We start from the raw sequence: 26153 nt of genomic DNA on the forward strand, positions 1-26153 counted from the left end.
CCTCCCCGCCTACCGCGAGCCGCTCGGGCCGCCACCGGCCGAATCATCCGTCGCGGACTGCACGGCCCCCTTGGCCGTGTTCGCCGCGCCCTTCGCGACGTCGCCGGCGATCTTCGCGCCCAGCACAATCGGCGCGGCAGGTCCGGCCGCGGCCGCACCACCAGCTGCGGCACCGCCGGCCGCGGCACCGCCTCCAACTGCGGCACCACCGGCAGCAGCGCCACCACCAGCGGCCGCGCCAGCACCGACCCCGGCGCCGGCGGGGGCCGCGCGGCTCGCTGTGGCCGCGACCCCGCCGCCGCCCGCCGTTCCGGCGCCGCTGGGCGGGCTCGTCGACCCGCCGCCACCGCCGGCGTAGGACGCACCGCCGCCGGAGCTGGACGTGCGGCGGATCGCGCCTGTAGCCAGCTCACCACCGACCGCTCCCGCGGCGCCGGCCATAGCCATGCCCGACATGCCCCCGCCCGCCACGGCGCTCGTCATCGGAGCAACAAAGCGCAGCAGCGCCGGGAGAGCGATGAGGGCCATGAGCATCAGCGCCATGCCGGTGAGGATCGACCACAGCCCGCCGCCGTCGTCCTGGAACGCATCCGTCCCGACGAGCTGGAACGCGGCCGCGTAGATCAGTGCCGCGGCAGGCTTGTACAGGATGAACGCGAGGGTCCAACCGACGATGCGGCCGAACCACTGCTTGCCCATCTGCGTGTTCGTGAAGCTCGCAGCGAGCGGGAGCACACCGGCGAGGATCACCAGCAAGCCGCCGCGGACCACCATGAGGGCGACCTGCACGAACACCATCAGCAACGCGATCGCGCCGAGGATCAGCACGCCGATCAGCCCAATGGGCGACGACGTGCTCAGCGCGATCATCGCGGCCACGTTCGTGCCGAAGCACTGCGACTCCCCGCCAGCGGACACGTCGCAGTCCGTGGAGTTGTTCAACACCCACACGGAGAACGAATCGGCGGCGGTGACAGCGAGGGTCAGGATCGCCAGCCCCGCACCCGAGACGACGATCAGCGTCAAGAGCGACTGGATCAGATCCTTGCCCGGCTGCGCGCGCTGCTCCCACGCCATGCGGATGCCGCCGACAATCACGGACAGCACAGCCAGGCCGCCGACGTAGTACCACAACGAGTTCTGGAGGAATCCGACCGCCGAGGACGAGCCACCCGGCGCGCTCGAGCTGAGGATGCCGCCCACCAGCGCTGACGCCCCGGAAATCAGCATCACGGCGATGAACACCACGCCGAGCGCGCCGAGGTTGCGCAGGCCCTCGCCGCGCCGCATCCGCAACGCCACCAGCGCGCCGAGCGCGATCAGCGACAAGACGGCGATCGCCAGGCCGATGTAGGTGACGTAGTTGAGGATCGTGGTGAAAGCCTCGCTGCCCGGCGGCGTACCGCCGCCCGTGGTCGACCCGTCACCCGCGGTCAGGATCGGGGTGGGCACCGCGACCCACATGCTCCCCATGCTCGCGATCGCCTTACCGAAGCCCTCCATGACGCGATTCGTCAGCTCTTGAATCGCATCATTCGACGCCTGCGACACGACATCGCCAATGGCGTTGCCGCCCTTGCACACGACGTCCCACCACTCGCAGTCAGGCTGTGTGGCCATGCTCAAGCTCCGGACCAGGGCGTGTAACCCCCGAGGTTTTGGATCTCTGCAGGAGACAACGGGAGCTCTCCCGCAGAGGTCATTTCGACCTTCCAGTCCCCGTCTGCCCAGACGAGCTTGAGCGGGACGCTTACGAGCTGGCCGCTGGAGTAGTTGAGGGCAAGGTCGACGGTGGCGTTGTCCGCCGAATAGGCCGCGATGTTGTAACCCGCGACCTGAGCCCGCAGATTCGACGTGTTTCCGTCCGAGGACTGACCTTCTAGCACGTCACGCCCAGGCCCAGGAGCGACAAGCTCGACGAGGCGCGGCCCGAGCGTAGCGTCGGTGCCGGTGGCCACGAAGTTGACGGCTGCGAAGAGCGCCCCCTCGGCGGTGTGGGCGAAACAGGAGCGGAAGCCGGCAGAGTCGACGTCTCCGGGACCGGACGCCGCGTCGACCGGGGCGGCCATAGTTCCGACGAGCTCCCACTCGTTCGACGGCGGCGTCGTGAGAGAGCTTGTCTCCTCGAAGCCCTCCAGGCCGCACACACTCGGATCGGCCGCGCTCGGGTCGGCCGACGACGAGGTGGTGGGCGCCGGCGTCGGGTCCGCGTTATTGTCGCCCCCACGCAAGAGGGACGTGACGAGGACGATGATCGCAGCGAGAACGATCGCCCCCACGACGATCGCGGCGACGACGAAACCCCGCCTGCGGAAGGGGTTTGGCGACTCAGCGGTGCTCATAGGTCCGTCCCTCCTCGCGGAATTACGAGCCGGAGATGAATCCGACGAGAGCTGTGGCGGCGCCGATCACCATGACGCCGACGAGGATGGCCACGAACGTCTTGACGTGCTCGCCGCCCTCGCCGCGGCGAGAGTTGAACATGAACATGACCGCCACAGCGATCAGCGCAAGGATCGCGGCGATAAGACCTACCCACTTCGCCCAGCCGAGGATCGTCCCGACCGCCTCGAATCCAGGAGGGGCGACCGGATCGGGGTCAGGCAGTGCGGTGAGCACGTTGACGGCTTCGGCTGCAAGGAGCTGGAGCGACATGGTTCGTCCTTTCAGTTGTGAGCGAGGCCGCTCGGAGACAGTTGCAGATCCGCCAGCAGTGCACGGAGCTCTTTCGGGATCGGGGCAGCAAGGTCGACGGGACCAAGCCGCCAGGCGTCGACCCACGGCACCGTCCACACCCGAGGAACCCCGCCTGCGATGACCTGTTGCAGGTCACGCAGCGGCTTCGGCAGCCGACCAGGCGCATCCACGATGAGGACCAGGCCGACCAGCTGCACGGCGTCGCCCAGCACACCCGAGGCCCACTCAGTCGCCGCGCGCTGCGCCGCGGTGAGGCCAGACCAGTTCGTGCGAGCCACGAGCGCGACACGGCTGGAGGTGCCAGGAGTCTCAGGCATCGGCCAGCCGTGCTGCGCCGGACGACTCCCGGCCGCGAGCGACGCCAGGGTCGACTCGCCGGCACCGCCGTGCACCCCGAGCCACCACACCGTCGCTGGCCAGGCCTGCGACCACCGCGGCAGACGATCCGCCGTATCCGGTGTCGGAACGCCCGGCTGAGGCGTTGCTGGGCCGGTACGAGCCTGCCGGCGCGTCGCGGGAAGAGCGGCCTCAGGTTCAGGATCCGGTGCTCGATCGGGACCGGTGAGCCAGGGATTCGCGTTCGTCATGCTCGCTCCGCTCTGCATAGGACTAAACCCATCCTCAACTCGGCCTCCGTCATCCGGTCAGCTTTGTGACCCCCTGTGGAGGAACGCCGCTGCGACGTAATCCTACCCAGAACGCTCAAGAACCGTCGATTATCATTTCAAACCCCCCGGAATCGCGATACGTTGAGACCGCGGAAACCGCCCACCTCACACATACGAGAGAGGCACACCATGACTGACCCCGTGGCGACGTACCCCCGAATCGTGGCCGTGGTGGACACACCCACCGGCGGGACGGTCAGCATCGACGGCCGCATGACGCCCGTCGAAGGCGTCGACGAGCAAGCCGTCCGCAAGGAGATCCACGCTCTCGTGACCGCCACGGCGATCGAGCTGCACCGCCCCGTCCGGCTCACGACGCGCGACTCGCTGGGCGAACAGCAGTTCGCCGTCCACCCCGACGGCCGGATGGAAGCTCTCACCCCATTAGATGAAGCATCCGCCGTCTCCGCCCCCGCCTCGCCCGTCATCGACTCGCCGCCCGCAGGGGCGCCGGCAGCGCCGATGACCCGCGCGGAGGCGAAGCGCCCCACCCTCGACGACTTTCTGCAGTCCAGGCCACCCGCACCAGTCGGGCCCGCCACGATGGGCTGGCAGGCCGTGGTGCGCCGCCTCACCGCCGGCCTCGTCTCCCCACGTCCGAGCGAGTTCGAGCTGGCCCACCGATCCGCGATCGAGCGCGTACAGCGGTCCCTCCGCGGACCCCGAACCGTCGTCGTCATCAATCCGAAGGGCGGCGCCCACAAGACCACCGCCACCCTCCTGCTCGCCGCGACCTTCGGCACCCATCGCGGCGGTTCCACCCTGGCCTGGGACAACAACGAGACGCGCGGCACGCTCGGCTGGAGAGCGCAGCCCGCGCGGCATCAGAACACCGCGGTCGACCTGCTCCGCGACCTCGACCGCTTCAACGACGTCCGCAACGCGCGCGTCGGGGACCTCGACAACTACACGCGCCTGCAAGGGTCCACGCAGTTCGACGTGCTCGCATCTGACGAGGACGCTGCCGCCTCGAGCACCATCGACGCGGCAGCGTTCAACGAGCTGCACGCGACACTCAGCCGGTTCTACCGGGTGATCGTCGTCGATACCGGCAACAACATGCGCGCCTCCAACTGGGAAGCCGCGGTCGCCGCCGCCGACCAGCTCGTCATCGTCTCCACCGTCCGCGAGGACACCGCGGCATCCGCCGCCTGGCTCGTCGACGGGCTCACCGAGAAGGGCCACGAGGCAAAGGTCCGCCAGGCCGTCACCGTGCTCGCGTCCCCGGCCAAGGTGGCCGACCCGCAGCTGCACGACCGCCTGCACAGCCACTTCAACAGCCTCACGCGTGCGGTTGTGGACGTCCCGCACGATCCCGCCCTCGTCGACGGCGGCACGCTCAACTTCGACGCCCTCAGCGCCGAAACCCGCGAGGCGTGGCTGCAAGTGACCGCGACCGTGGCGGACGGGCTGTGAAGCGCGTGGCGGCGGCCGCGGTGCCGCTCCTGACAGCGCTCACCCTCGCCGGGTGCGTCGGCACCGCCGGCGGGCCAGGGACGGCCACGCCCAGCAGCTCACCGAGCGTGACCTCCACCAACCCCGCCAACCCCACGCCGCCGGTCGACAACGCCACCGCCGACCCCGTGCCGGAGGCCGGCACGGACAGCCAGGCGGCCGCGATCGATACCGCCGAGAAGGCCGTCGCGGCGTTCGCCCGCCCCGACCTCAGCTACGACGAGTGGATCAACGGGCTCTACCCGTACCTCACCCAAGCCGGCGCCGCCGCCTATGAGGACACCGACCCCGCCCGGGTCCCCGTGCGCCAGGTCACCGGCGCAGGGACGATCCTGCCCGCGTCGACGGAGGTCGCGCTGATTGTCCAAGTACCCACCGACGCCGGCCCGTACAACGTCAGCCTGAGCCGCCCCAGCACGGACGCGGCATGGCTGGCCGATCGGATCCGCCCCGCAGAGGGATAGCGGCATGGCAGAAGGAAAGTCGACTGCCGGCGTGCTCATCGTGGCCACGCCGCTCGTCGTCGTGGCCAGCATCTTCGCCCTCGTGCTCCTGTTCATGACCGCCGGCGGCTCGGCCGCCGCATGCAGCGGCGGCGCCGGAACCGTCGACCCCGCGAAGGTGCCCACCGAACCGGTGGCCGGCTACTCCGGCGAACAGCTCACCAACGCCGCGCTCATCATGAACGCGGCCGTTCCCCTCGGCCTCGACCGGCAGGCGCAGGTCATCGGCGTGATGACCGCGATGGGCGAGAGCTCGCTGCGCAACATCGGCTACGGCGACGACATCAACGGCGTCACCAACCCGGACGGCACCCCCACCTGCTCCCTCGGCCTGTTCCAGCAGCAGTGGTGCCTCGGCAGCTGGGGCACCCGCGACCAGGTCATGGACCCCACCTACGCCGCCACGCAGTTCTTCACCCGCCTGGCTGCGCTCCCCGACTGGCAGACCCTCGAACCCACCATCGCCGCCCACAAGGTGCAGCGCAACGCCGACCCGTACCACTACGAGAAGTTCTTCGACGCCGCCAACCAGGTCGTCACCGCGATCGCCGGCGACGCCGCCAGCGGCGGCGGATGCACCGGCGACGGCAGCATCGTCTACCCGCTCGGACCCGGCTTCAACATGACCGACGACTACGGGCCCCGCGTCATCGACATCCCGGGCGCCTCGTCGTGGCACCCCGCGGTCGACCTCCAGCACTGGCCCAACAACTGCAAGGACCAGATCTACTCCATCAGCGACGGCACCGTGACCTACATCGGAGGCATCCAGCTCACGATCAAGTCACCAGACGGCTGGAGCGCGTCCTACCTGCACATGAAGCTCTCCGATATCTCTGTCGCCGTAGGCGACACCGTGACCGCCGGCGAACCGATCGCGCTCACCGGCAACGAGGGACCATCCGGCGGATGCCACCTCGACCTGCGCATCAACAAGGAGGGCACTACCGACCCGGCGATCGCCAGCCTCAAGGCCGGCGAGGACCTCGGCGGCCCGCCGACGTCCTACGGCTTCGTGAACCCCGAGGAGTTCTACCAAGCCTTCGGCATGGTGCTCTGCCAGCCCGAATCGTGCCGGAGGCCCTGATGAGCGCATCGGTCCCCGCCTACCCCGTCGTGTACGTCGACGTCGCGCCGGACGGCAGCGCCCACGTCAACGTCGCCGGCCGACACGAGCACTTCGACGCCGCTCCCAGCGACGTCACGCGCCGCGCGGTCACCGAGTACGCCACAGCGGTCGCGGCCGAGCTGCACCGGCCGCTGCGCATGCAGATCACCGACCCGGACGGGAAGTGGCTCGTCGCCGTGCACCCCAACGGCACCGTCACGGACCTGGCCGAGCCCGCCGCGAAGGCCCGCCGGCCGCGGAAGCAGGCCGTCACGGTCCCCGCCACCGCAGCCGCACTCGGCCCAGGCGCGATCGGCCCTCCGCCGATCACCACGCCCGCTCCGGCCGTCTACCGGCCACCCGCTCGACCGGCCCAGCCGATCGCGCCACCGCCGGCACCCGTCGACCCCGACCTCGAGCACACCAACCTCGCTCAACGGCCAACACCACGGCGGCCGGCCGCACCGACCGCGACCCTCCGATTCAGCACGGGCGACGTCGCCTACGTCAGCGGCGCCGCCCTGATCGGCCGACGACCCGCCGCCGACGACGGCGAGGACGTCGACCTGCTCGTCAGCGTCGACGACGAATCCCGGATGCTCTCCCGCACCCACCTACGCATCGAATGGCACGACGGCGCCCTGTGGGCCACCGACCGCGCATCCTCCAACGGAACCACCATCGAACGACCCGGCACGGCGACGCTGGAGCTCACGCCGTGGCAGCCGCTCCAGCTGCACGACCAGGACATCGCCGTGATCGGTGACGTCCGCCTCACCGTCTCCCTCGTCAACAATGACCAGGAGGTGTCCCCCAGATGACCGACAACCCGCGCGATACTGAGAGCGTCACCTCATCTGGCCGCGCCGCGTCACGAGGTGACTTAGCTACGAAAAACTCCGAACCCGAACGGAGCCCACATGAAACCCCCGAGCCGGTGAGCGAAGAGGACTACTGGTCGCAGTACCCCGACACGCTGACCACCGCCGACGTGGCCAAGATCATCCGCAGCGGTGCGCCAGCCGTCCGAGCGCGCCTGCGCGACGGCACGATCCCCGGACACCGGATTGCTGACTCCTGGATCATCTTCAAGGCAGAGATACGCGCGTGGCTCGCCGCGACGAGCAACCGCCCCCGCCCCAGCGAGCCCGTCGACGTGCTCGCCGCCTACCCCGACGAACTCAGCTACCGCGACCTCATGCAGCTGTTCCGCGTCAAGTACAAGGGCACCATCTACATCTGGCTCGAACAGGGCCACATCCCCGGCTCCTTCGTCGGAGGCCGCTGGATCGTCCACAAATGGCAGCTACGCGAACAACTCGACGAATGCAGCAACCAAAGGACTTCCCCGGGAGCGGAATGACCGACACACGGCGCGTCATGAGCCGCGAATGCATACTGTCCGGGACAGTGGAGCCATGAGTGCAATGAAGAGACGGGCCCGTCGCGCTGACGGGGCCCCGACCGTCCTTCTGCAAGGCCGCGTGTCGCCCAGAGCGCGCGCCGAAGTCCAGGAGGCGGCCGAGCGCAGTGGCGTGTCGATCGCCTACTACCTGGAGGCGCTCATCGACCAACTTGTCGAGGACAACGGACGACTGCCCGTCATCGCGTCGCCGCGTCCTCAGAGGGAGGAGCTGCCCATCCCCGCGGCATAAACGAAAGAGCCCGCCGTATCGGCGGGCCCCTCAAGTTTCGTAGCTCTCAGTCGCCTGTCGCCAAACGTTCGACTTCGAGCTAATCGCATCCAGCACCGGTTACCAGCCGGGCCTTCGTCGTACCCCCAAGGACGCACCTAGGAGATGACGCCATAGTAGCTCAACGCGCCCGCGTTCGCGCGGTAACTGTTACAGAAACCGGCGTGTCGGACTTTGATCCGGCCGTCGCGTGGACCCTCACGCGCGCTCTCAGCCCGCGCGATCGTGTACGCGCGGCCGCGCAGCTCGCGTCCGGCGAGATCCTGAACGAGTACGACCACGAGTGGTCGATCAACGAGCTCCCCCCGCACACGCCCTGGGCGATGTACCTCGCCGGGGACGACCGCCGCTACGCCTACGTCTGCTTCGACTTCGACAGCTCCCGCGGCAACGCCCCCTATGACGCCGCCCGCCTTTCCCACTGGCTCGACGAGCTCAACATCGCGCACCTGGTGTGCGCGTCCGGCCCTACTGGCGGCCGGCACGTCTGGATCGGCCTGGCCGAATCCGCCGACCCCGACCTCGTGCGCACCCTCGCGCTGCTCACCGCGCAGCTGCTCCCCTCGCTCGACCCCACTCCCCTGGCCAACCCGGCCACGGGCTGTGTGAGGCCGCCCGGAGCCCCCCACCGCCTCGGCGGTGTATCCGTGGCCCACGGGCCGCTCACAGCCCTCACCAACTGCACCGTCCCCGCCGACGCGATCACCGACCTCACCGCGTTCCTCATCGACGCCGGCGCCGAAATCCCCTCCCCGACCCTCGGCCTCCTCCGAGGCATGACCGTCGACGACGACGGCCACCCCTACATCGCCGGCCCGAAACGCCCGCTCACTCCCCGCGTCGACGCGATGCTCCACAGCGAGCCGGGAGAGGACACGTCCTACACCCTCGCAGCCGTCCTCGCCGGCTGCGCACACTCCCGCTGGCGCTACGCCGACGTCCTCGCCGTCGTCGACGAGCCCGCGTTCGAGCACGTGCGCACCCTCCGCGGCCGCCACGGCGGCGACCGCATCCCCCGCACCGAACGCGGCCGCATCCGCGCCCTCGACGCCGCATGGAACAACGCCGTCCGCTACGTCGCCGCGCACCCCCTCAACGGCACCGGCGACGACACCAACTACGCCGCCCGATCGAACACCGCCCTGGCGGCCGTAGAACGCGCCCAGGAGCGCGCGAACGCCATGCCGGGCCTGTGGGGCGCAGACCGGGCGTCATCGGCCGCACGGCGCAGCACAGGGACGCACAGCACCCGTGCCGTCCTCGACGCCCTCTGCCTCTACATCGCCCAATCGGCGCAGCTCGTCGTCGAAGCCGACGTGCGCCGCCTCTCGGCCGACACCGGCTACGGACGCACCACCGTCCACACTGCGCTCCAGACCCTCACCCGGCCCCTCGTCGACGAGGACCCCGAGTCGGCGTGGATCGTCCGCGTCGGAGAACCCGAAGCCCCCCACGGGCAGCGCTACCGACTCTCCGAGCGGTTCTCCACAGACCCAGAGGACCAAGACCGGACACAAGTGCTTGCACGCCCCCGCCCCCCTGCACCCGCGCTCAACCGGACCTACTGGACGACACGACTCAGCCGCGAGCTCCAGCCGCTCGCGCACGACACGTTCGCTGCACCGCGCAGCCTGGGTCGCACCGCCGGACTCGTGTTCAAGCATCTCGCCGTCGACGCTCACTCCACCGTCGACGACCTGGTGCAGCGAACCGGGCTGGACGGCGTTCGTGTGCGGACCGGGCTGCACCGCCTCCGGTTCCATCATCTCGCACGCCGTAACGGTCCCGGCTGGAGCCGAGGCGACGACACGGCCCTCGACCGGGCCGCCGACGAGCTCGACGTCGCCGGCTACCTCGACGACCGACGCGCCCGCTACGGGGCCGAGCGCGGCCGCTGGGAGTGGTGGAACGCCGAGCTGACCTGGATGCGCAAGCCCAACAAGAAGCGCCGTGGCCGGCGAGCTCCCAGCGGCGTTGCCCTGTTCGCTCAGAACGATCGTCCCGACTACGCCCGCTACCCGCGAGGCCCTGACGGCCGCGGCGACCACCGGGAAGCGCTCAACCTGGTGAGAGCCGGCGTGCTTTCCCCCGCCGTCGCACTCGACGCGGCCTGAATCACCCGATCCGCACCAGCCGGCACCCCGGGCACTCCCACGCCACATGCCGGCCGAACTCGACCGGGACCAGCTGCACCAGACACGCTGCGCACGTCGGAGAGAACTCCAGCTCCTCGTCGACGTCCACCGCCACAGCGTAGATCTGCGTTCGAGCGCGGAAGGGTGCTCGAACGCACTCTGTGGAGGAGCCGCTGCGCGGCGCACCCCCATCGTTGTCCGTCTGCCTGGCCGCCGAATCGTAGTTCGCTCCGCGGCTGCCGTGCCGGGCTTTCGCGGCATATCCTCCCTCGCTGCGCTCAGTCCGGTATTCCACGACCCGGCACTCTCGCCGCTCCCGCTCTCAAACGATCCTCTTGCCAGACAGGCGAACAAAACAGTTGATCGGAGAGAGAAGATCATGACCGACACCACCACCCACACCGGGACCGTCGAGCACATCGACCCGCACGCACTCGTGATCGAGGCCAACGTCAGGCCCAGCGCCCCGCTGACGGCCGGATTCGTACAGAGCATCCGGGAGAACGGCGTCCTGACGCCCGTGCTCGCCCGACGCGACGAGAACGGCAACGTCCTCGTCCGTGCAGGACAGCGACGCACCCTCGCGGCCCGAGAAGCAGGCGCGACGACGATCCCCGTCTACATCGTCGACGCCGACGAAGCCACCGCCGAACGGATCATCCAGCAGATGGTCGAGAACGACCAGCGCGAAGCCCTCACTGACGGCGACCGAGCCGCCGCGTTCCAGCAACTCGCGTTCGAGGGCATGAGCGTCACCGCGATCGCCAAGCGCACCGCCACCAAGCCCAAGGACGTCAAGACCGCCCTCGCCGTGGCCGAGAACGCCGTCGCAGCATCCGCGATCCACGAGCACCCGCTGACCCTCGACCAGGCCGCGGTGCTCATCGAGTTCGACGACGACGCCACACGGGCACAACTGATCGAGGTCGCCACCAGCAACCCGGCCCAGTTCACCCACGCCGCCCAGCGCGCACGCGACGAGCGAACCCGTGCCAAGGTCAAGGCCGACGCCGAAGCGGACCTGACCGCCCGCGGATACACGATCCTCGACCACGAGGTCTACTACGGCGACTCCGGCCACACCAACATCCGCGAGCTGCGCACCCAGGACGGCGAGCGGGTGAACGTCGAGGACATCGAGAACGTCGACGGGCGCGCCGCGTACGTCCGCGTGCCGTGGAACGGCGACGCCCAGGTGGTCTACTACCTCAGCGACCCCAAAGCGGCCGGATTCCGCAAGGAGGGCGCATCGGCGGCCGGGCCGATGACCGACGAGCAGAAGGCCGAACGACGGACCCTGATCGCCAACAACAAGGCGTGGGCCTCCGCCCAGGTCGTGCGCCGCGAATGGCTCACCACCCTGCTATCCCGCAAGACGCTCCCCAAGGACACCGCCGCGGTGATCGCCACCGGACTGACCGTGCACCGGCAGGCCGTCAGCCTCGCCACCCGCGACGGCAACACTCTCGCGCACGAACTCCTCGGCATCGACCGCGGCGGATACTGGGAGGCCGACAAGCTCGCCGCCCTCGTCGAGCAGACCCCCGACAAGGCGCAGCACGTCGCCCTCGCCGTCGTGCTCGGCGCGATCGAGAACGTCACCAGCAAGCAGACCTGGAGACACCCCTCCCCCACCGACCGGGCCTACTTCACCCAGCTCGCCGCGTGGGGATACGGACTCAGCGAGGTCGAGCAGATCGTCACCACCGCGAACGAGGACACCACGGCGGACTACGCCGAGGACTTCGACGACACCGACGACGAGTGACCCACCGGAGGGGGCCGCACAGGCCCCCTCCCCTCACCCGGAGGCACCATGCTCACCCTCACCACCCCCGAAGGCCACCGCTTCACCGCCGACACCGACGTGCGCCTGGCCGGCCTGTGGGCCGACGCGCAGCTCGGCCCCGGCTGGGACACCCACCTCGCCCCGTTCGACGAGCACACCGTCATGAACGACCTGATCGATGAGATACACGCGATCGAGGACGGCGAAATCCCCGGCTTCACCATCATCGCCAGCGGGCCGTAGCCCACAGCATCGGCCCCCGCTCCGCGACCGCCGGCGAGGGGGCCGGGCCCCCTCGCGCTCCCCCACCGATCGGACCGGCCTCCGGCCGGACAGCCCGCCTTACCGGGCGCATTTTCTTGCCGTGAAGCCTTCGGCAGCATACGGTCGGCCACCTCCACGCAAGCGGCTACGCCGCCGGCTCCCCCGACAACTTCGGCACGCGGTCGCTGCGCTCCCTCACATCGCGCCGAACTTCTCTCCCCCACCGCCCTCACGGGTTGCGCTCCAGCTGGCACTCCCTAGCGGCGACGAGTCGCCTTCACGGCAAGAAAGCGTGAGGGGTTTGGGAAGGGAGAGAGCCATGACCCGCAAAGTCAGCACCCGCAAGAGCGCCGAGGAACGACGCGCCGAGGCCGAACAGCTGCACGAGACGATCACGGAACAGATCGAGGGGCTGCGCGACTCCGAGACGTGGACCCGGTTCCTCGCGTTCGCTCAGGCGTTCCACCGCTACAGCCTGGGAAACCTGCTGTTGATCTTCGCGCAGTGCCCCGAGGCCACCCACGTCGCCGGATACCGGACCTGGCAGAGCCTCAACCGGCAGGTGCGCAAGGGAGAGCACGGCATCCGCATTTTTGGCGGCCGCGACGTGCGCGAGACGGTGGAGAACGAGCAGACCGGCGAAGAGGAAGAACAGCGCCGCGTGCGCTTCTTCCCCGTGTCCGTGTTCGACATGGGACAGACCGACCTCATCGACGAGGAAGCAGGCGACCCGGCCAACATCGCCCAGCCGCTCACCGGAGACGACCCCGCAGGGATCTACAACGCCGTAGCCGACTACCTCACCGACAAGGGCTGGAGCGTCAAGCGCGAGCCGATCGCCGGAACCGCCAACGGCTACACCGCCACAGACGGAACACAGCGCGTCGTCATTGACGCGAACCTCTCCCCCGCCCAGGCAGCCAAGACCGCGCTACACGAAGCAGCCCACGTCATCCTGCACGCCGAGGAAGACCACGCAGAGTACGTCGAGCACCGCGGGATTAAGGAAACTGAAGCCGAGAGCGTCGCGTACGTCGTCGCCGGGATTCTCAGACTCGACACCAGCGCCTACAGCGTCGGCTACGTCGCCGGATGGAGCAACTGCGACACCGACACCGTGAAGGCCACCGCCGTCAACGTCCTGCGCGCCGCCCACGCACTCGCGGACGCGATCACCACCACCGACAGCCCCGCCCCCGTGGCGGCCTGAGAATCGGAAGGAACACCCAGCCATGAGCGAGAGCATCCAGGTCATCGAGAACCGCGTCGTCAAGAGCGACGACGACGTGGTGAGCAAGAGCCGCCAAATCGGCTACCGCGCCCAGGAAGTCGCGGACTATGCCCGCGCCGGGTACGCGCTCGCCCACACCGCCACCATCGACGGCGCCGACTACGTGACATTCGTCGACACGCTCACCCGCACCACCGACGACTGAGGCGCGGGGCGAGGGTCTCCCCTTTCCCGCTCCGGCGCGGCCTTCCCTCCGGGCCGCCGTGACCGAGGGGACATCCCCTCGCGCTCCCCAATCTCGACTAGTAAAGCCATATGTATAGCCATATGTCACGCAGTAAGGTGGGCAGGAGGAGATGCGAGAAATCACGCTATAGGCCATGCATAGCAACACGCCGCACGCAACGCCCGACATCACGTGACGAATCCCGCAGTATTACAAGCGGGCAGTCCCACAGGACGCACCGCAGGAGGAATCATGAGCATCCACAGAACCGTCACCGTCGCCCAAGGCAAGGGCGGTGTCGGCAAGACCAGCCTCGTCAGCAACATCGGCGGCCTCACCGCCGCCGCCGGCAACCGCGTCCTCATCCTCGACCTCGACCAGCAAGGCAACGTCGCCCGCGACCTCGGCTACACACCCGACACTGGCGACGACCTACTCACCGCGCTCATCACCGCAGCACCAGTGCCCGTGCTGCGCAACGTGCGCGACCGGCTCGACGTCGTGCCCGGAGGCCCCGCCCTCGGCGACGTCGCCGCCGTCATGGCCAGCCGCGCACAACGTGGAGGAGAGGACCTCGCAGACGTCCTCGAAGGCAAGCTCGGCGCGATCGCAGACGACTACGACCTCATCCTCATCGACACCCCACCCGGCGACCGCATCATTGTCACCGCCGCGCTCACCGTCTCCCGCGCCGTCATCATCCCCACCCGACCCGACGAGGCCAGCATCGACGGCGTGACGCGGATCGCGGAACGCTTCCTCGACGTCCGAGAGCGTAACCCCAGCCTGCGACTGGCCGGCGTCGCTCTGTTCGCGATCGCTTCCCGCACTACCCGCCTCGAACGAGACGTGCGCGCCAGCCTCGCCCAGGTGCTCGGAGACGCCGCGCCCGTGTTTACCACCCGCATCCGCCACCTCGACAGCGCCGCCGCCGACGCGCGACGACGGGGCCTGCTCGTCCACGAGCTGGAGGCGGCCGCGATCGACGACCGCGCCGCCCGCATCAGCGCCCTCCGCAGCGGCACGACGCCGACCGGCGGCCTGTACGCGCGGGACGCATCCGGACTCGCGACCGACTACGAGAACATCGCCAGGGAGCTGCTGACCCGCGTCGCGGAGATCGAGCAGGAAGTGAGCGTCGCATCATGAGCGAGCCGCAGATCGACCGCCCCAGCCTCGCGGACGCGTTCAAAGGCTCCGGCAACGGTCGCGCCGCCAGCCTCGGCGGACTCCTGCCCAAGACCACCCGCCCCGCCGAGCCCAGCCCGGCCGACACGGCCGTGGCAGTCGAGCCGGTCGCTCCGCGGCAGAAGCCGACACCCAAGCCCGCCGCCGAACGCACCCCGGCACCCCGGCGCGTTCTCGCCCAGCACGAGGGCGTGCAGAACGTCGCCGTGTACCTCGAGCCCGACATCCTCGCCCTCGTCCGCGCAGCCAAGACCCGCACCGCGGCGGGGGAGCCGGACAAGACCTACGACGAACTCCTCGTCGACGCGCTCGACCATATCCCCACCGAGCGGCTGGCCGCCGCGTTCGCCGGCACCCCCCGCACCCAGCGGCGGGCCGCTGCAACGCCGCGCACGCCGCGCCAGAGGCAGCGGCGGCATCCAGATCCAGCTCCGCCTCGACGGTGACCAGCGCCGCGCGCTCGACGAGCTCACCGCCGTCGCCGGCGCGCCCTCGCGCAGCGCCCTCGTCGCCACCGCCTACCGGCTGCACCTCGCCCCGCACGACCGCGAGAGCTGACCCGACCCCGCGACCGCGATCATGCGGCGACAGCACACGGCAGCACGCCGGCACGGAGGCCGGCCCGCACAAGGAGCCGCTGCGCGGCGCGGACACTCTCATGCATTCTTTGACCTGTCCGGCTGTCGAGGATACGGCGGCTCCACTGCGGGCCAACGGCTTTCGCGGCATATCCTCCCTCGCTGCGCTCAGTCCGGTATTCCACGGTCCGTTGCTCCCTCCGCTGCGCAGGCCGTTAATCCCTCGATTGCCGGAAGGCAAAGAAAAACGGTTGGTAGGGAGAGGGGCAGAGCAATGGCTGAGCAAATCACGGTGTACACCACCGGCCCGGCATGCGCCCGCTGCACGCTCACCAAGAACGTGATGACCAGCAAGGGAATCGAGTTCGTCGAGGTGAACATCAGGGACGACGAGGCGGCACGGACGTACGTCGTCGAGGACCTGGGATACACCGAGGCACCCGTCGTCGTAGTCACCGACGAGGACCACTGGAGCGGATTCCGCCCCGACCACATCGACCGCATCGCAAACAACCGATAGGAGAGAACCATGTCCGTCCGCACCATCACCGGAAACCTGGCCGCCGACCCCGAGGTCGTGCAGGCCGGAAGCATCCAGATCACCAAGCTCCGCGTCATCGAGAACACGGGGGAGTACCGACAGGGCAAGTGGCAGGCCCACGACACCCCCACGACGCACTTCATCGAGGCCCGGTTCGAGCTGGGCGAGAACGCAGCCGCATCCCTGCACAAGGGCGACGCCGTGATCGTCACCGGACGCGAGCACACCTCCAGCTGGGGCGAGGACGCCAACAAGCAATACGGGCGCGTCATCGACGCCGACAGCATCGGCGCGGACCTCGCCCGCGCGACCGTCACCATCAGCCGGAACACCCGCGACGACCAGCAGTAGCCACCCACGTCACGGCCGGGGCGCCACACCGCCCCGGCCGTGTCGGTGACGCCAGAGAAGGTAAGAAACATGGCCGTGAATGAAGAACACCGTCAAGTCGAGGTCGCCCGCGACCTCTCATCCCAGGCCAGAACACTCGCGCACTCGACCCGAGACGTCCCGGCGCCGTTCGATTCCTACACGCTGCTCGGTGAGCTGGTCGCCACCGTCGACGACCTCGAACAGGTCTGTCAGCAGCTTGGGGCCTGGCACTCTCGGGTCGTCGACGGCGAGCACTACGCCGGCGAGGACAACCGAGGGGACGGAGCGACAGGAACCGTCACCGCCGCCGCCGAGCTGCAACGGGCCGCTGCCGCGCTCGGCGCCGCCTCCCAAGCTCTCCGGGCCGCGCATTCCGCGAACGGCGTGGTGCGCTGGTTCGACGAATGAGCGGCGCACGGACCCATGTGCAGCGGCTCGTCGACGCCATGCTCGACGCGGCTCAGTCCGCTGAGCCGAAAGCCGAGCACAGCATCACCCTGACGCCCGAGAACTCGCTTCTGCTCCCGATCCACGCCACCGAGCTGTCCCGCATTGTCGACGGCGTGGACGGCGCATACCGCGGCCACGTCTACCGCGACTGCATGGTGTGGGATCAACCTGTCCTCGATCACCTGGTCATCGTGACGCCCGTCGTCGGCCGGGTCACCGAGGATTCGCATGGACCGACCTACTTTGGCGATCTGCGGAGCGGCACATTCGGCACCGAACCGCCGCCGATCCGCGAATAGCCGCATGCGCTACAGCCCCGGCCGGGGGCGTGCGCCGCGACAATAGAGGCACGGAGCGACAGGAGAGAGTCGTGAAGATCCCCGAGCCCTTACGGCTGTGGTGGCACGATGGCGCCGGCGTGCGCGTGCTCCGCTACAGCGGCCGCCAATGGGCCGTCCTGGCGCTTGTGAGCCTCATCTGCACCCTCGCCAGCCCTATCCCCGTTGACAGCCCCTTGAGTCGTTCCATGCTCGTGGTCGTGCCCTATCTGCTCGTGCCCGCCGGCCTAGCCGCCACGACTTTCGCGATCGTCGCCGCGGTGCTCACGCGCCGGTTCCGGCGGGCGAGCCGAAGGTGACCCTTACAGCTGTAGACCGGGGCCGCAGTAGCTCGGGCCGAAGAGGACGGGGAAGGGGCTCCGACGCCCGCTCGCCAGCAGAGGTGTGGCGGCATCTGAGTGCTCTTTGGTGTGCGCTGTACGCTGTGGGGGATGGTCTCTTCGACCCGGATTCCGCGTTCCGCGACGCTGAACGAGCAGTGGTTGATAATGAGGCTCATTACCAGCGTCGGTCTGACGTTGCTACTGATGCTCGGTCTGGCAGCAACGGCGCATGCGGAATCGAGCGAGGCGGCGTCTATTCCGCTCCTGGTATCCGGGCTGATGGACCCGCACGTGGAACCGGTGGCCGACGCCCCCGCAGAGCACGAGGAAGCCGCCAGCGGCGCATGGTCCGGATCGAACGCGCTGGCCGGTGCGGCGTTGTGTGTGTTCGGTGTTCTGTGTGGCCTGACGTTCATGGTGGCCTTGCGAACGCTGTGGCACCGACGGATATCGCCCGTTCTCAGTGAGGTGTCGCGGGTGCCTTCGCTGCTTGCTGTGCCGGCCCTGCGCGCGCATCCGGTGGTGTTGTCGTTGACGCAGTTGGGTCTTTCTCGAACCTGAAATCTGGCACGCCGCCCCGCGGGGTGGTGCTTCGTCCCGGGCTACGTGCCCGGGATCTTCCCTGTGCCGTGTCTTGGTTTGGAGTACCCGATGAAAACCCCTCTAAAGGTGACCCTCGTCACCGCTGCCGTCGTAGCGGTGATGGTTGTGGCCGCGCTGATCTACGTCCTTATCGACCGCAGTCAAACCCCTGCCTCTGGGGAAGGTTCCTCGCCGCCGCAGGTGTTGCGAGAAAGTTCGCATGTTCTCGATGACGGAGGCGAGGGTGCCGTCACCGTGGTGGAGTTCTTGGACTTCGAGTGTGAGGCGTGTGGCGCTTTCTACCCCATCGTGGAGGATCTGCGGGAGCAGTTCGCGGGGGAGATCACCTACGTCGTCCGGTACTTCCCGCTCCCAGGTCACTTCAACTCGAAGAACGCGGCCCTGGCCGCCGAGGCGGCGGCGCAGCAGGACCGGTTCGAGGACATGTACCACCGGTTGTTTGAGACCCAGGCGGAGTGGGGTGAGGCGCAGGAGTCGCGCGCTGACCTGTTCCGCGGTTTCGCGGAAGAGCTCGGGCTGGACATGGCTGCCTACGATGCCGCTGTGGCTGACCCGTCGACGGCGGAGCGGGTGGAGTCGGACTTCCAGGAGGGGCGTGCTCTCGGGGTGAGCAGCACTCCGACGTTCTTTGTGGATGGTGAGATCGCCGAGCTGCAGGAATGGGATGACCTCGAGAACGCCATTCAGGCCGCGGTGAACGGTGGCCGGTGATGCGGGCGGGGTTGTCGCATCGACGGGTGATCTTCGTCGGCGCCGGGCAGGCGGGACTCGCGGTCGCCGCGGCGTTGATCGCGGAGGGTCTGCGACCACAGCACGAGTTCGTGGTGATGGACGCGGCCGCGGCGGGGCAGCGTTCCTGGACGTCGCGGTGGCATTCGATGGAGCTGCTCAGCGACGCCCGGCACAGTGCGCTGTCTCCGCGCCAGCTGCTGGGTGATCAACGCCGGCATCCTCGAGCGGATGAGATGGCTGACTACCTCACCTTTGTCGAAGCCGGCCTGGGTGTGGAGACCGTCTGGAATGTCCGGGCTACCGGGGTGGAGCATCGGGGCAACGGCTCGACGCTGTTGCTGTCGACGACAGTGGGCGAGGTGCAAACCCGCAACGTGGTCTGCGCGACAGGTGCGCACACTCACCCCCGGGTCCCGGACTGGGCGGACGGGCTGACGGCGCCGGGGGTAGTGATCCATAGCAGCGAGTACTTGTATCCGAAGCAGATTCCCACCGGCGACGTGCTGATCGTCGGCGGCGGGAACAGCGGCGTGCAACTGGCCCGCGAACTGTCTGCCTCACACACCGTCACTCTGTCCACCCGCACTCCGCGCCAGCCTCGGCCCGCGATGAGCTACCCCGCCATGGCAGGCGAAAGCGTGCCGCTGTTCTCCCGTACGCGGCGACCCGAGCCCATCTTCGGCGACAGCTACGAGCATCTGCGCCGCCGGGGCGTCACAATCGCCCCCGCAGTCGAGGCCGCGAACGGCGCCGTGGTGACCTTCGCCGATGGCACACAGGTGTCTCCCCGGTCGGTGATCCTCGCCACCGGCTACGACCCCGGCGACCGTTGGCTGCCGCAACCCAACGGCTCTGCGCGGCCTCGACGCACCATGACCGGTCTTCCCGGATTGTTCGTGGCGGGGATGCCGCAGTACGGCGGCCGTGGCTCCGACACCGTCGCGGGGGTCTGGAGAGACGCAACGACGATTGCCCAGCACATCATCAACCGGCCCTGAAAGGACCGTCCCTATGACCACAGAGCCCACAACCTCTCGTGCATCCTTGCGCACGCCGCGCATGTCTGGCACTCGTCGGCGGCTCCGGTTGCTCTCCGCTGTAACGGGGGTGCTGATCGCTGTCGGTCTGCTGTTCGCTGCCGCACCGCCCGCGGCGGCGCATGATCAGATCGTCTCGTCCTCCCCAGAAGCCGCGGGCACGGTCAGTGAGGTCCCGGAGCAGATCTCATTGACGTTCAGCGGCGAGATCCTCGCCGACTTCAGCGCAGTGATCGTTGAGGTCATCGCTGCGGACGGGCAGAACATCGCCACCGGAGACCCGATCGTCGACGGAACAACCGTCACCCAGGCTGTCCAGCCGGGCCAGGTTGGAGTGTTCACGGTGCGGTGGCGGGTCGTCTCCAGCGACGGGCACCCGATCAGCAACGAGTACCAGTACACCGTCGAAGCCGTGGCGGTGCCCCCCAGTACCCCCACCCCCGACGTCACCGAGGAACCGACGCCCAGACCTTCTCCCACGGCCACGGCCACTCCCGCTGGCGATGTTCACAACGGCCCCTCCGGGGGAGGGGAGATCTTCCCCGGGCTCGCCGTTCTGGGCGTTGTGGTCGTGCTCGGTGGTGGCCTGATCATCGTGCTCATGATGGGCCGAGAGCGCCGCCGCCGCGACCGGGCAGCCGCCGCCGGCAAGAACACCCGCGCACGGAAGGATGAGGCTGCCGATGAGTCGTGAGCAGACCCGACGGTTCGCGATCGCTTGCCTGGCCGCCGGCGTGGTTGTCCTAATCGACCAGGCAACGAAAGCGGCCGCGATCGGCGGATTGAGTCAGACCGAGCGCATCCCGCTGCTAGGCGACCTACTCGGCCTGCAGCTCGCGTTCAACCCGGGAGCGCTCCTCTCGCTCGGTGCGGGGTTCACAGGGCTGCTTACCCTTCTCGGGGTCGGTGCGGTGGTGGTACTGGTCGTTGCCGCGGCACGGGCGAGAACAGGAATCTGGGCGGCGGGGATCGGGCTGATCTTGGGTGGCGCGGTCGGAAATCTCATCGACCGACTCTTCTCGCCGCCAGGGTTCGGGGTCGGTCACGTCACCGACTTCCTCGCCTACGGGAACCTGTTCATCGGGAACCTTGCCGACGTCGCCCTCGGCGCCGGCGTCATCGTCCTCGGCCTGAACATGTGGATCCGGCATCGCCGTGCCCGCGCGAGCGCGACAACCGGTGCGTCTCCTGCGGCGGGCTCAGTGGTGAGCGGGTCATGATGGCGAAGCAGCGGACCCCGTCCGTATACCAGCGCAACGCGTTCGCGCCGGGGCTGCTCGCGGCGGCGGTGTTGTTCCTCGCGCCGGTGCTGATGGGCGGGGAGTGGTTCACGGTGGTGCTGTTCGTCGCGGCGATCCTCGCGGTCATCGTGGGGTGGTTCGCGGTCCAGGCGCGGCAGTGGTGGTGGTTGCCGGTGTTCGCTGTGATCGCGGTGATCTGGAACCCGGTGTTCCCGTTCCCGTTCACCGGCCCGGTGTGGACGGCCGCGCAGCCAGTGGCGGCGGTCGTGTTCCTGGTCGCCGGTGCCCTGATCAAGGTCAAGCGCGCATGATCCGCCGCCGAGTCGTTGCCGCCGTGACGCTGGTCGCGGCGCTGCTGCTGGCCGGGTGCACGTCCAGCGACTCGCTTGCGCAGCAGTACCGGGACGGGAACGAGAAGGGTTTCATCGCCGGTGACTTTCAGGTCGTCGAGATCCCAGCGGGGGACCGCGGCGCGCCGGTGGTGTTCGAGGGCGTCACCGAGACCGGCGAGACGGTGTCCAGTGACGACTACCGAGGCGGGGTGTTGGTGGTGAACTTCTGGTATGCGGCGTGCGGGCCGTGCATCGTCGAAGCGCCCATGCTCGAGGAGGTCTGGCAGGACTACCAGGATCGGGGTGTCGCGTTCCTTGGGGTGAACACCTACGACCAGCCCGCCACCGCTCAGTCGTTCGCCCGTGACAACAACGTCACCTACCCGAGCGTGATCGACGTGAACGACGGACGGGTGAAGCTCGCGTTCGCGCAGGCAACCCCGATCCAGGCCACCCCGACGACCCTCGTCATCGACCAGGAGGGGCGGGTCGCGGCGCGGATCATCGGGCAGCTGGCCGGTGCGTCGATCCTGTCCACCCTGGTCGCGGACACGCTCGCCGAGGACGCCTCGTGAACCCGGGACAGATGGTCGTCGACGGCGCCCTGTGGGTCGCTGTCCCGGTCGCGATCCTCGCCGGCCTGGTCTCGTTCGTGTCCCCGTGCGTGCTGCCGCTGGTGCCCGGTTACCTCGGCTACCTCGGCAGCACCACCACGACATCCGTGGCCCCCGCGGTGAACGGTAGAGGCATCGTGAGGGCGGAGCGTGCCCGGCTGCTGCTGGGCGTGGGCTTGTTCATCGCCGGGTTCACGGTGGTGTTCGTCGCCGTCACGATCCTCGGCGGCGCCTTCGGGTTCCTGCTGCTGCAGTACGCGGGCATCCTCACTCGTGTGTTCGGGGTCGTCATCATCGCCCTGGGGCTGGTGTTCCTTGGGTTCTTCGGGATCGCGCAGCGCACCTTCCGGCCCCGCGCGCAGGGTCGGGCGGGGTTGATCGGGGCGCCGCTGCTCGGGTTCGCGCTCGGTGTCGGCTGGACGCCGTGCATTGGCCCGACGCTCGCGGCGATCATCTCGATGTCGTGGAACCTCGGCGACCCCGCCCGCGCAGGCCTGCTCGGTCTGGCGTATTCGCTGGGCTTAGGCATCCCGTTCCTGATCCTCGCGGCCGGGTGGGGGTGGGCATCGCGATCGGTGGCGTTCCTGCGGAGACACATTCGCGCGCTGAACATCATCGGCGGGGCCATGCTCATCGCCCTCGGCCTGCTAATGGTGACGGGGCTGTGGACGGCGCTGATGTCGCAGCTGCAACAGGTGGTGATCAATGTCCCCCTCCCGCTCTGACACCGGCACCGACGTCACCGCCGACCCGCTGCGCCCCGGCGACCACGCCGACAGCGAATCCGCGACCGAGATCACCCAGCCGGCGCTGGGCATCACGGGCTGGCTGCGGTGGGCGTGGCGGCAGCTGACCAGCATGCGCACCGCGCTGGTGCTGCTGCTGTTTCTCGCGATCGCCGCCGTGCCTGGATCGCTGTTCCCGCAGCGCAGCGCCGACCCCAACGGCGTCACCCAGTGGGAGCGGGACAACCCCGACGTGTTCCCCCTCGCGGATGCGGTGGGCCTGTTCGACGTGTACCTGTCGCCGTGGTTCTCCGCGATCTATCTGCTGCTGTTCACCTCCCTGATCGGCTGCGTGATCCCGCGCGCCAAGCACCACTACAAGGCGCTGCGCTCTCGCCCGCCGCGCACCCCGGCACGCCTATCGCGGCTGTCGGAGTATCGGGAGTTGACCTTGCCGATAGGGGAGGGGCAGACCGACCCGGCCTCCCACGCGATCGACGTCGCGGCAGCGCAGCTGCGGAGAGCCGGATACCGGGTGGAGCGCTACGACGCCCGCGGCGCGGCGTCGGTGTCGGCCGAGCGCGGCTACCTGCGCGAGACCGGCAACCTGATCTTCCACGTCGCCCTCGTGGGCGTGCTCGTCTCCGTGGCGATCGGGGGGTCGTTTGCGTACACGGGGCAGCGGGTGGTGGTGGAGGGCACCACGTTCGTGAACGCCCTCAGCGACTACTCCTCGTTCAACCCCGGCCGGTTCGTCGACGGCACCGGGCTTGCCCCCTACTCGCTCACCCTCGATGACTTCCAGGTCTCCTATCGCCTGCCCGGCACGCCCGGCGCGGGCCAGGCCGGCGACTTCTCCGCCGACGTCACCATCCGCCAGCCCGGGCAGGACGACCGGGCGCAGAGCGTGATCGTGAACTACCCGATCACCGTCGGAGGCGACCGCATCTACTTACTCGGCAATGGGTACGCCCCCACCCTCACCATTCGCGACGCCGCTGGCGAGGTCGTGTACAGCGAGTCGCAGCCGTTCCTGCCGCAGGACTCCAACATGACGTCGCTGGGGATCATCAAGGTCCCGGACGGGTTGCCTGAGCAGGTCGGGCTGGTCGGGTTCTTCTACCCCACCCAGGGGGTGTTGCCCTCCGGCGCGTTCACCTCCGTTTATCCGGACGTGATCAACCCGGTGATCACTCTCAACGTGTTCAGCGGGGATCTCGGCATCGACGACGGCACCCCCCGATCGGTGTATACCCTCGAGGTCGACGGGCTTACCCAGCACACCGGTGGCGACACCGCCGCCGACTCCCTTGAGCTCACCCCCGGCGCCACTGTCGACTTGCCGAACGGGTGGGGCACCATCACCTGGGAGGAAGTCACGGCGGAGGAGCCGGTGAAGCGGTTCGCGTCGCTGCAGATCCAACGCGATCCCAGCAGCGCCTGGGTGCTCGCGTTCTCCGTGCTCGCCACCCTCGGCCTGTTCGCCGGACTGTTCGTGCCCCGCCGGCGGCTCTGGGTGAAAGCCCGCACCACCTCGGATGGTGTGCACGTCGAGTACGCGGGACTGGCCCGAGGCGAAGACCCTGCTTTGGCGCGCGCCGTCGACGAGCTTGCGGCCCGCCACGCGCAGACCCTCGGCGTAGACCAGCCGGCGAAGGACACGCTGTGACGACCGTGTGGATCCCGGATGCCCCGCCGACCCTGGGCGGGTTTCTCACGCCGGCCCCGCTTCCGGCTCCGGTACTGCCGATTCTCGCGGGACTCCTCGCGGTCGTCTATCTTGCTGGCGCGATCCGCATGTGGGTGCGCGGCCGCGGCTGGCCGGTGTGGCGGACGGTCAGCTTCCTGCTCGGCTGCGTCGCCCTTGCCGCGGTAACCGGGCTGGCGGTGGAGAACTACGGGTACGCCTTGTTCTCGGTGTTCATGTTCCAGCAGCTCACCCTGATGATGGCGATCCCGCCGCTGCTGGTCCTCGGCTCTCCCGGCACCCTGCTGTTGCGTGCCACCCCGCACCACGGCCCGGGTCTCCTGGTGCTGCGTGCCGCGCATGCTGGGCTGCGCAGTCGCACCGCGCGGTGGTTGCTCAGCCCGTGGCTGGCGGTGCCCCTCTACCTGGCCGCGTTCTATGGTCTGTACCTGGCGAACTTCGCCGACCCGATCCTGTCCACCGTCACCGGGCATACCCTTCTCGAGGTCGGGTTCCTGGTCGCTGGGATGCTGTTCACCATCCCGATCCTGTCCTCTGACCCGCTGCCGGTGCGGATGAGCCACGGCGGCCGCGCCCTGGACGTGTTCGCCGAAGCCGCCCTGCACGCCTTCTTCGGCGTCTTCCTGATGATGGCCACCACCACCCTCATCGACGAATTCGCTGGCCCGACGAGCGCGCTGGGCATCGACCCGATCGAAGACCAACGCCTCGCCGGTGGGCTGGCATGGTCCTACGGCGAGGCCCCCACCCTGCTGATGCTCCTGTACGTCATGCACCGCTGGTTCCGCGACGACACCGCCCAAGCAACCGCCGCCGACCGCCGCGCCGACGCGCACGGCGATCCCGAGCTCGACGCCTACAACGACTACCTCACCCGCCTCCACCAGAAAGACAGCTAACCGATGCGCACGCCCTTGCTGACACCCGCCCCGGCCGCCGCGCCGGAGCAGGAGACGCCGCGCCGCACCGTTGCGGCATGGTCGCTGCCGGTGTGGGCGGCGGTGCTGGCATCCGCGGCAGCCGGCCTCCTGCTGGATTTCGCATCGGCACCGGTGGGGCGGTGGCCGTTGACGTTCGTGAGCGTCGCTGTCGCCCTGGTGGCCCTGATCGGTCGCAGCTTCGGCGGGGCGTTGCTGGTCGGCACTGTCTTTGGCGCTGTGTTTTTCGCCACTCATCTGGTGTGGGTGGGGGAGTTCCTCGGCCCGGTGCCGTGGCTTGCCCTCGCCGGGCTGGAAGCGGTCCTCTTCGGCGCGGGCGCGGTGCCGATCGCGCTCGCTTACCGGTGGACCGCCCGCTATCCGGCGCGCGGCCTCGTGCAGCTGCTCGTGGTACCGCCGCTGATCGCGGTTCTGTGGACGGCCCGTGAGGTGGTGATGGGTGCGTGGCCGTACTCCGGGTTCCCGTGGGCGCGCCTCGGAATGACCCAGGTAGGCGGGCCGCTCGCGGAGGCAGCGTCGTGGACGAGCGTGACGGGCCTGTCCCTGCTGATCGTCATGGTGTGCGCCTCTGTGGTGCAGTGGATCCGCGCCGGCGGCATCCGGTTCATGCTCGGGTTGCACCCTGCCGTGAGCGTCGCTGTTCTCCTGGTCGTGACACCGCAG

General features: G+C 69.0%; 32 protein-coding genes and 1 pseudogene. 29 read left to right on the top strand and 4 right to left on the bottom strand.

The genetic code is table 11. The features are described 5' to 3' along the window. Positions 1 to 9: 9 nt before the first annotated feature. From AC3WLZ_RS18370 to AC3WLZ_RS18385, 4 genes are read right to left on the bottom strand one after another with little or no spacing between them, the layout of a single operon-like run. A complete protein-coding gene (locus AC3WLZ_RS18370; RefSeq protein ID WP_492471049.1) occupies positions 10 to 1620 on the bottom strand; it encodes a hypothetical protein in 1611 nt (536 codons plus the stop codon). A 2-nt stretch (positions 1621 to 1622) separates the two neighbouring features. After that, positions 1623 to 2342, bottom strand: a complete 720-nt coding sequence (locus tag AC3WLZ_RS18375; protein ID WP_492471050.1) for a DUF8175 domain-containg protein — start codon at positions 2340 to 2342, stop codon at positions 1623 to 1625. Positions 2343 to 2364: 22 nt separating this feature from the next. Beyond that, on the bottom strand, positions 2365 to 2655 hold the full coding sequence (locus AC3WLZ_RS18380; RefSeq protein ID WP_179561470.1) for a TrbC/VirB2 family protein: 291 nt from the start codon (positions 2653 to 2655) through the stop codon (positions 2365 to 2367). A gap of 11 nt (positions 2656 to 2666) precedes the next feature. Further along, positions 2667 to 3284 (bottom strand): DUF6668 family protein, encoded by a 618-nt coding sequence (locus tag AC3WLZ_RS18385; RefSeq protein WP_492471051.1) that lies wholly within the window; start codon positions 3282 to 3284, stop codon positions 2667 to 2669. 210 nt (positions 3285 to 3494) lie between these two features. Between AC3WLZ_RS18385 and AC3WLZ_RS18390 the strand changes: the two genes are divergently transcribed. The 29 genes and pseudogenes from AC3WLZ_RS18390 to AC3WLZ_RS18530 all read left to right on the top strand — a co-directional run. Next, the gene (locus tag AC3WLZ_RS18390) at positions 3495 to 4781 is read left to right on the top strand and encodes a MinD/ParA family ATP-binding protein (RefSeq protein WP_492471052.1); all 1287 of its coding nucleotides are present in this window, start codon (positions 3495 to 3497) and stop codon (positions 4779 to 4781) included. After that, positions 4778 to 5284 carry a hypothetical protein gene (locus tag AC3WLZ_RS18395; RefSeq protein ID WP_492471053.1) on the top strand — a complete coding sequence of 169 codons (507 nt, stop codon included), beginning with the start codon at positions 4778 to 4780 and terminating at the stop codon, positions 5282 to 5284. The genes AC3WLZ_RS18390 and AC3WLZ_RS18395 overlap by 4 nt, the downstream gene beginning before the upstream one ends. Before the next feature lie 4 nt (positions 5285 to 5288). After that, a complete protein-coding gene (locus AC3WLZ_RS18400; RefSeq protein WP_492471054.1) occupies positions 5289 to 6410 on the top strand; it encodes a M23 family metallopeptidase in 1122 nt (373 codons plus the stop codon). Then, positions 6410 to 7252 carry an FHA domain-containing protein gene (locus tag AC3WLZ_RS18405; RefSeq protein WP_492471055.1) on the top strand — a complete coding sequence of 281 codons (843 nt, stop codon included), beginning with the start codon at positions 6410 to 6412 and terminating at the stop codon, positions 7250 to 7252. The genes AC3WLZ_RS18400 and AC3WLZ_RS18405 overlap by 1 nt, the downstream gene beginning before the upstream one ends. A gap of 116 nt (positions 7253 to 7368) precedes the next feature. Then, positions 7369 to 7794 carry a helix-turn-helix domain-containing protein gene (locus AC3WLZ_RS18410; protein ID WP_492471056.1) on the top strand — a complete coding sequence of 142 codons (426 nt, stop codon included), beginning with the start codon at positions 7369 to 7371 and terminating at the stop codon, positions 7792 to 7794. Between the two features lie 121 nt (positions 7795 to 7915). Continuing rightward, entirely contained in the window at positions 7916 to 8086 is a 171-nt protein-coding gene (locus AC3WLZ_RS18415; protein WP_260024135.1) for a hypothetical protein, read from the top strand. 203 nt (positions 8087 to 8289) lie between these two features. After that, entirely contained in the window at positions 8290 to 10239 is a 1950-nt protein-coding gene (locus AC3WLZ_RS18420) for a hypothetical protein (protein WP_492471057.1), read from the top strand. A 400-nt stretch (positions 10240 to 10639) separates the two neighbouring features. After that, entirely contained in the window at positions 10640 to 12028 is a 1389-nt protein-coding gene (locus AC3WLZ_RS18425) for a ParB/RepB/Spo0J family partition protein (protein WP_492471058.1), read from the top strand. A 48-nt stretch (positions 12029 to 12076) separates the two neighbouring features. Further along, entirely contained in the window at positions 12077 to 12292 is a 216-nt protein-coding gene (locus AC3WLZ_RS18430; RefSeq protein ID WP_492471059.1) for a hypothetical protein, read from the top strand. A 340-nt stretch (positions 12293 to 12632) separates the two neighbouring features. Continuing rightward, a complete protein-coding gene (locus AC3WLZ_RS18435; protein ID WP_492471060.1) occupies positions 12633 to 13523 on the top strand; it encodes an ArdC-like ssDNA-binding domain-containing protein in 891 nt (296 codons plus the stop codon). A gap of 22 nt (positions 13524 to 13545) precedes the next feature. Next, positions 13546 to 13749 carry a hypothetical protein gene (locus AC3WLZ_RS18440; protein ID WP_492471061.1) on the top strand — a complete coding sequence of 68 codons (204 nt, stop codon included), beginning with the start codon at positions 13546 to 13548 and terminating at the stop codon, positions 13747 to 13749. 273 nt (positions 13750 to 14022) lie between these two features. Continuing rightward, complete coding sequence (locus AC3WLZ_RS18445; RefSeq protein WP_492471062.1) at positions 14023 to 14919, top strand: ParA family protein; 897 nt, start codon at positions 14023 to 14025, stop codon at positions 14917 to 14919. Continuing rightward, positions 14916 to 15404, top strand: a complete 489-nt coding sequence (locus AC3WLZ_RS18450) for a hypothetical protein (protein WP_492471063.1) — start codon at positions 14916 to 14918, stop codon at positions 15402 to 15404. Before AC3WLZ_RS18445 ends, AC3WLZ_RS18450 begins: the two co-directional genes overlap by 4 nt. Positions 15405 to 15810: 406 nt before the next feature. Then, entirely contained in the window at positions 15811 to 16056 is a 246-nt protein-coding gene (locus AC3WLZ_RS18455) for a glutaredoxin domain-containing protein (RefSeq protein ID WP_492471064.1), read from the top strand. A gap of 9 nt (positions 16057 to 16065) precedes the next feature. After that, the gene (locus AC3WLZ_RS18460) at positions 16066 to 16428 is read left to right on the top strand and encodes a single-stranded DNA-binding protein (RefSeq protein ID WP_492471065.1); all 363 of its coding nucleotides are present in this window, start codon (positions 16066 to 16068) and stop codon (positions 16426 to 16428) included. Between the two features lie 75 nt (positions 16429 to 16503). Then, complete coding sequence (locus AC3WLZ_RS18465) at positions 16504 to 16857, top strand: hypothetical protein (protein WP_492471066.1); 354 nt, start codon at positions 16504 to 16506, stop codon at positions 16855 to 16857. Continuing rightward, entirely contained in the window at positions 16854 to 17198 is a 345-nt protein-coding gene (locus AC3WLZ_RS18470) for a hypothetical protein (protein WP_492471067.1), read from the top strand. The genes AC3WLZ_RS18465 and AC3WLZ_RS18470 overlap by 4 nt, the downstream gene beginning before the upstream one ends. Positions 17199 to 17269: 71 nt before the next feature. After that, positions 17270 to 17536, top strand: coding sequence for a hypothetical protein (locus tag AC3WLZ_RS18475; protein ID WP_492471068.1), 267 nt, complete (start codon positions 17270 to 17272; stop codon positions 17534 to 17536). A gap of 132 nt (positions 17537 to 17668) precedes the next feature. Then, positions 17669 to 18121, top strand: a complete 453-nt coding sequence (locus AC3WLZ_RS18480; protein ID WP_492471069.1) for a hypothetical protein — start codon at positions 17669 to 17671, stop codon at positions 18119 to 18121. A gap of 90 nt (positions 18122 to 18211) precedes the next feature. Next, positions 18212 to 18874 (top strand): DsbA family protein, encoded by a 663-nt coding sequence (locus AC3WLZ_RS18485; protein ID WP_492471078.1) that lies wholly within the window; start codon positions 18212 to 18214, stop codon positions 18872 to 18874. Positions 18875 to 18900: 26 nt separating this feature from the next. Then, positions 18901 to 19893 carry a flavin-containing monooxygenase gene (locus AC3WLZ_RS18490; RefSeq protein WP_492471070.1) on the top strand — a complete coding sequence of 331 codons (993 nt, stop codon included), beginning with the start codon at positions 18901 to 18903 and terminating at the stop codon, positions 19891 to 19893. Between the two features lie 61 nt (positions 19894 to 19954). Next, positions 19955 to 20626, top strand: coding sequence for a copper resistance CopC family protein (locus AC3WLZ_RS18495; RefSeq protein WP_492471071.1), 672 nt, complete (start codon positions 19955 to 19957; stop codon positions 20624 to 20626). After that, positions 20616 to 21152: a signal peptidase II gene (locus tag AC3WLZ_RS18500; protein ID WP_492471072.1), complete on the top strand. Its 537-nt coding sequence runs from the start codon at positions 20616 to 20618 to the stop codon at positions 21150 to 21152. Before AC3WLZ_RS18495 ends, AC3WLZ_RS18500 begins: the two co-directional genes overlap by 11 nt. Next, positions 21149 to 21484: a DUF6804 family protein gene (locus AC3WLZ_RS18505; RefSeq protein WP_492471073.1), complete on the top strand. Its 336-nt coding sequence runs from the start codon at positions 21149 to 21151 to the stop codon at positions 21482 to 21484. Before AC3WLZ_RS18500 ends, AC3WLZ_RS18505 begins: the two co-directional genes overlap by 4 nt. Continuing rightward, positions 21481 to 22080, top strand: coding sequence for a TlpA family protein disulfide reductase (locus AC3WLZ_RS18510; RefSeq protein WP_492471074.1), 600 nt, complete (start codon positions 21481 to 21483; stop codon positions 22078 to 22080). Before AC3WLZ_RS18505 ends, AC3WLZ_RS18510 begins: the two co-directional genes overlap by 4 nt. Further along, positions 22077 to 22844 (top strand): cytochrome c biogenesis CcdA family protein, encoded by a 768-nt coding sequence (locus AC3WLZ_RS18515; RefSeq protein WP_125132024.1) that lies wholly within the window; start codon positions 22077 to 22079, stop codon positions 22842 to 22844. Before AC3WLZ_RS18510 ends, AC3WLZ_RS18515 begins: the two co-directional genes overlap by 4 nt. Further along, positions 22825 to 24513 (top strand): cytochrome c biogenesis protein ResB, encoded by a 1689-nt coding sequence (gene resB, locus AC3WLZ_RS18520; protein ID WP_492471075.1) that lies wholly within the window; start codon positions 22825 to 22827, stop codon positions 24511 to 24513. The genes AC3WLZ_RS18515 and resB overlap by 20 nt, the downstream gene beginning before the upstream one ends. Then, positions 24510 to 25451 (top strand): cytochrome c oxidase assembly protein, encoded by a 942-nt coding sequence (locus tag AC3WLZ_RS18525; protein WP_492471076.1) that lies wholly within the window; start codon positions 24510 to 24512, stop codon positions 25449 to 25451. The genes resB and AC3WLZ_RS18525 overlap by 4 nt, the downstream gene beginning before the upstream one ends. Before the next feature lie 3 nt (positions 25452 to 25454). Further along, positions 25455 to 26153, top strand: a pseudogene (locus AC3WLZ_RS18530) (apolipoprotein N-acyltransferase); the annotation flags it as partial.

Source organism: Microbacterium sp. FW305-3-2-15-F-LB2 (assembly GCF_058787255.1).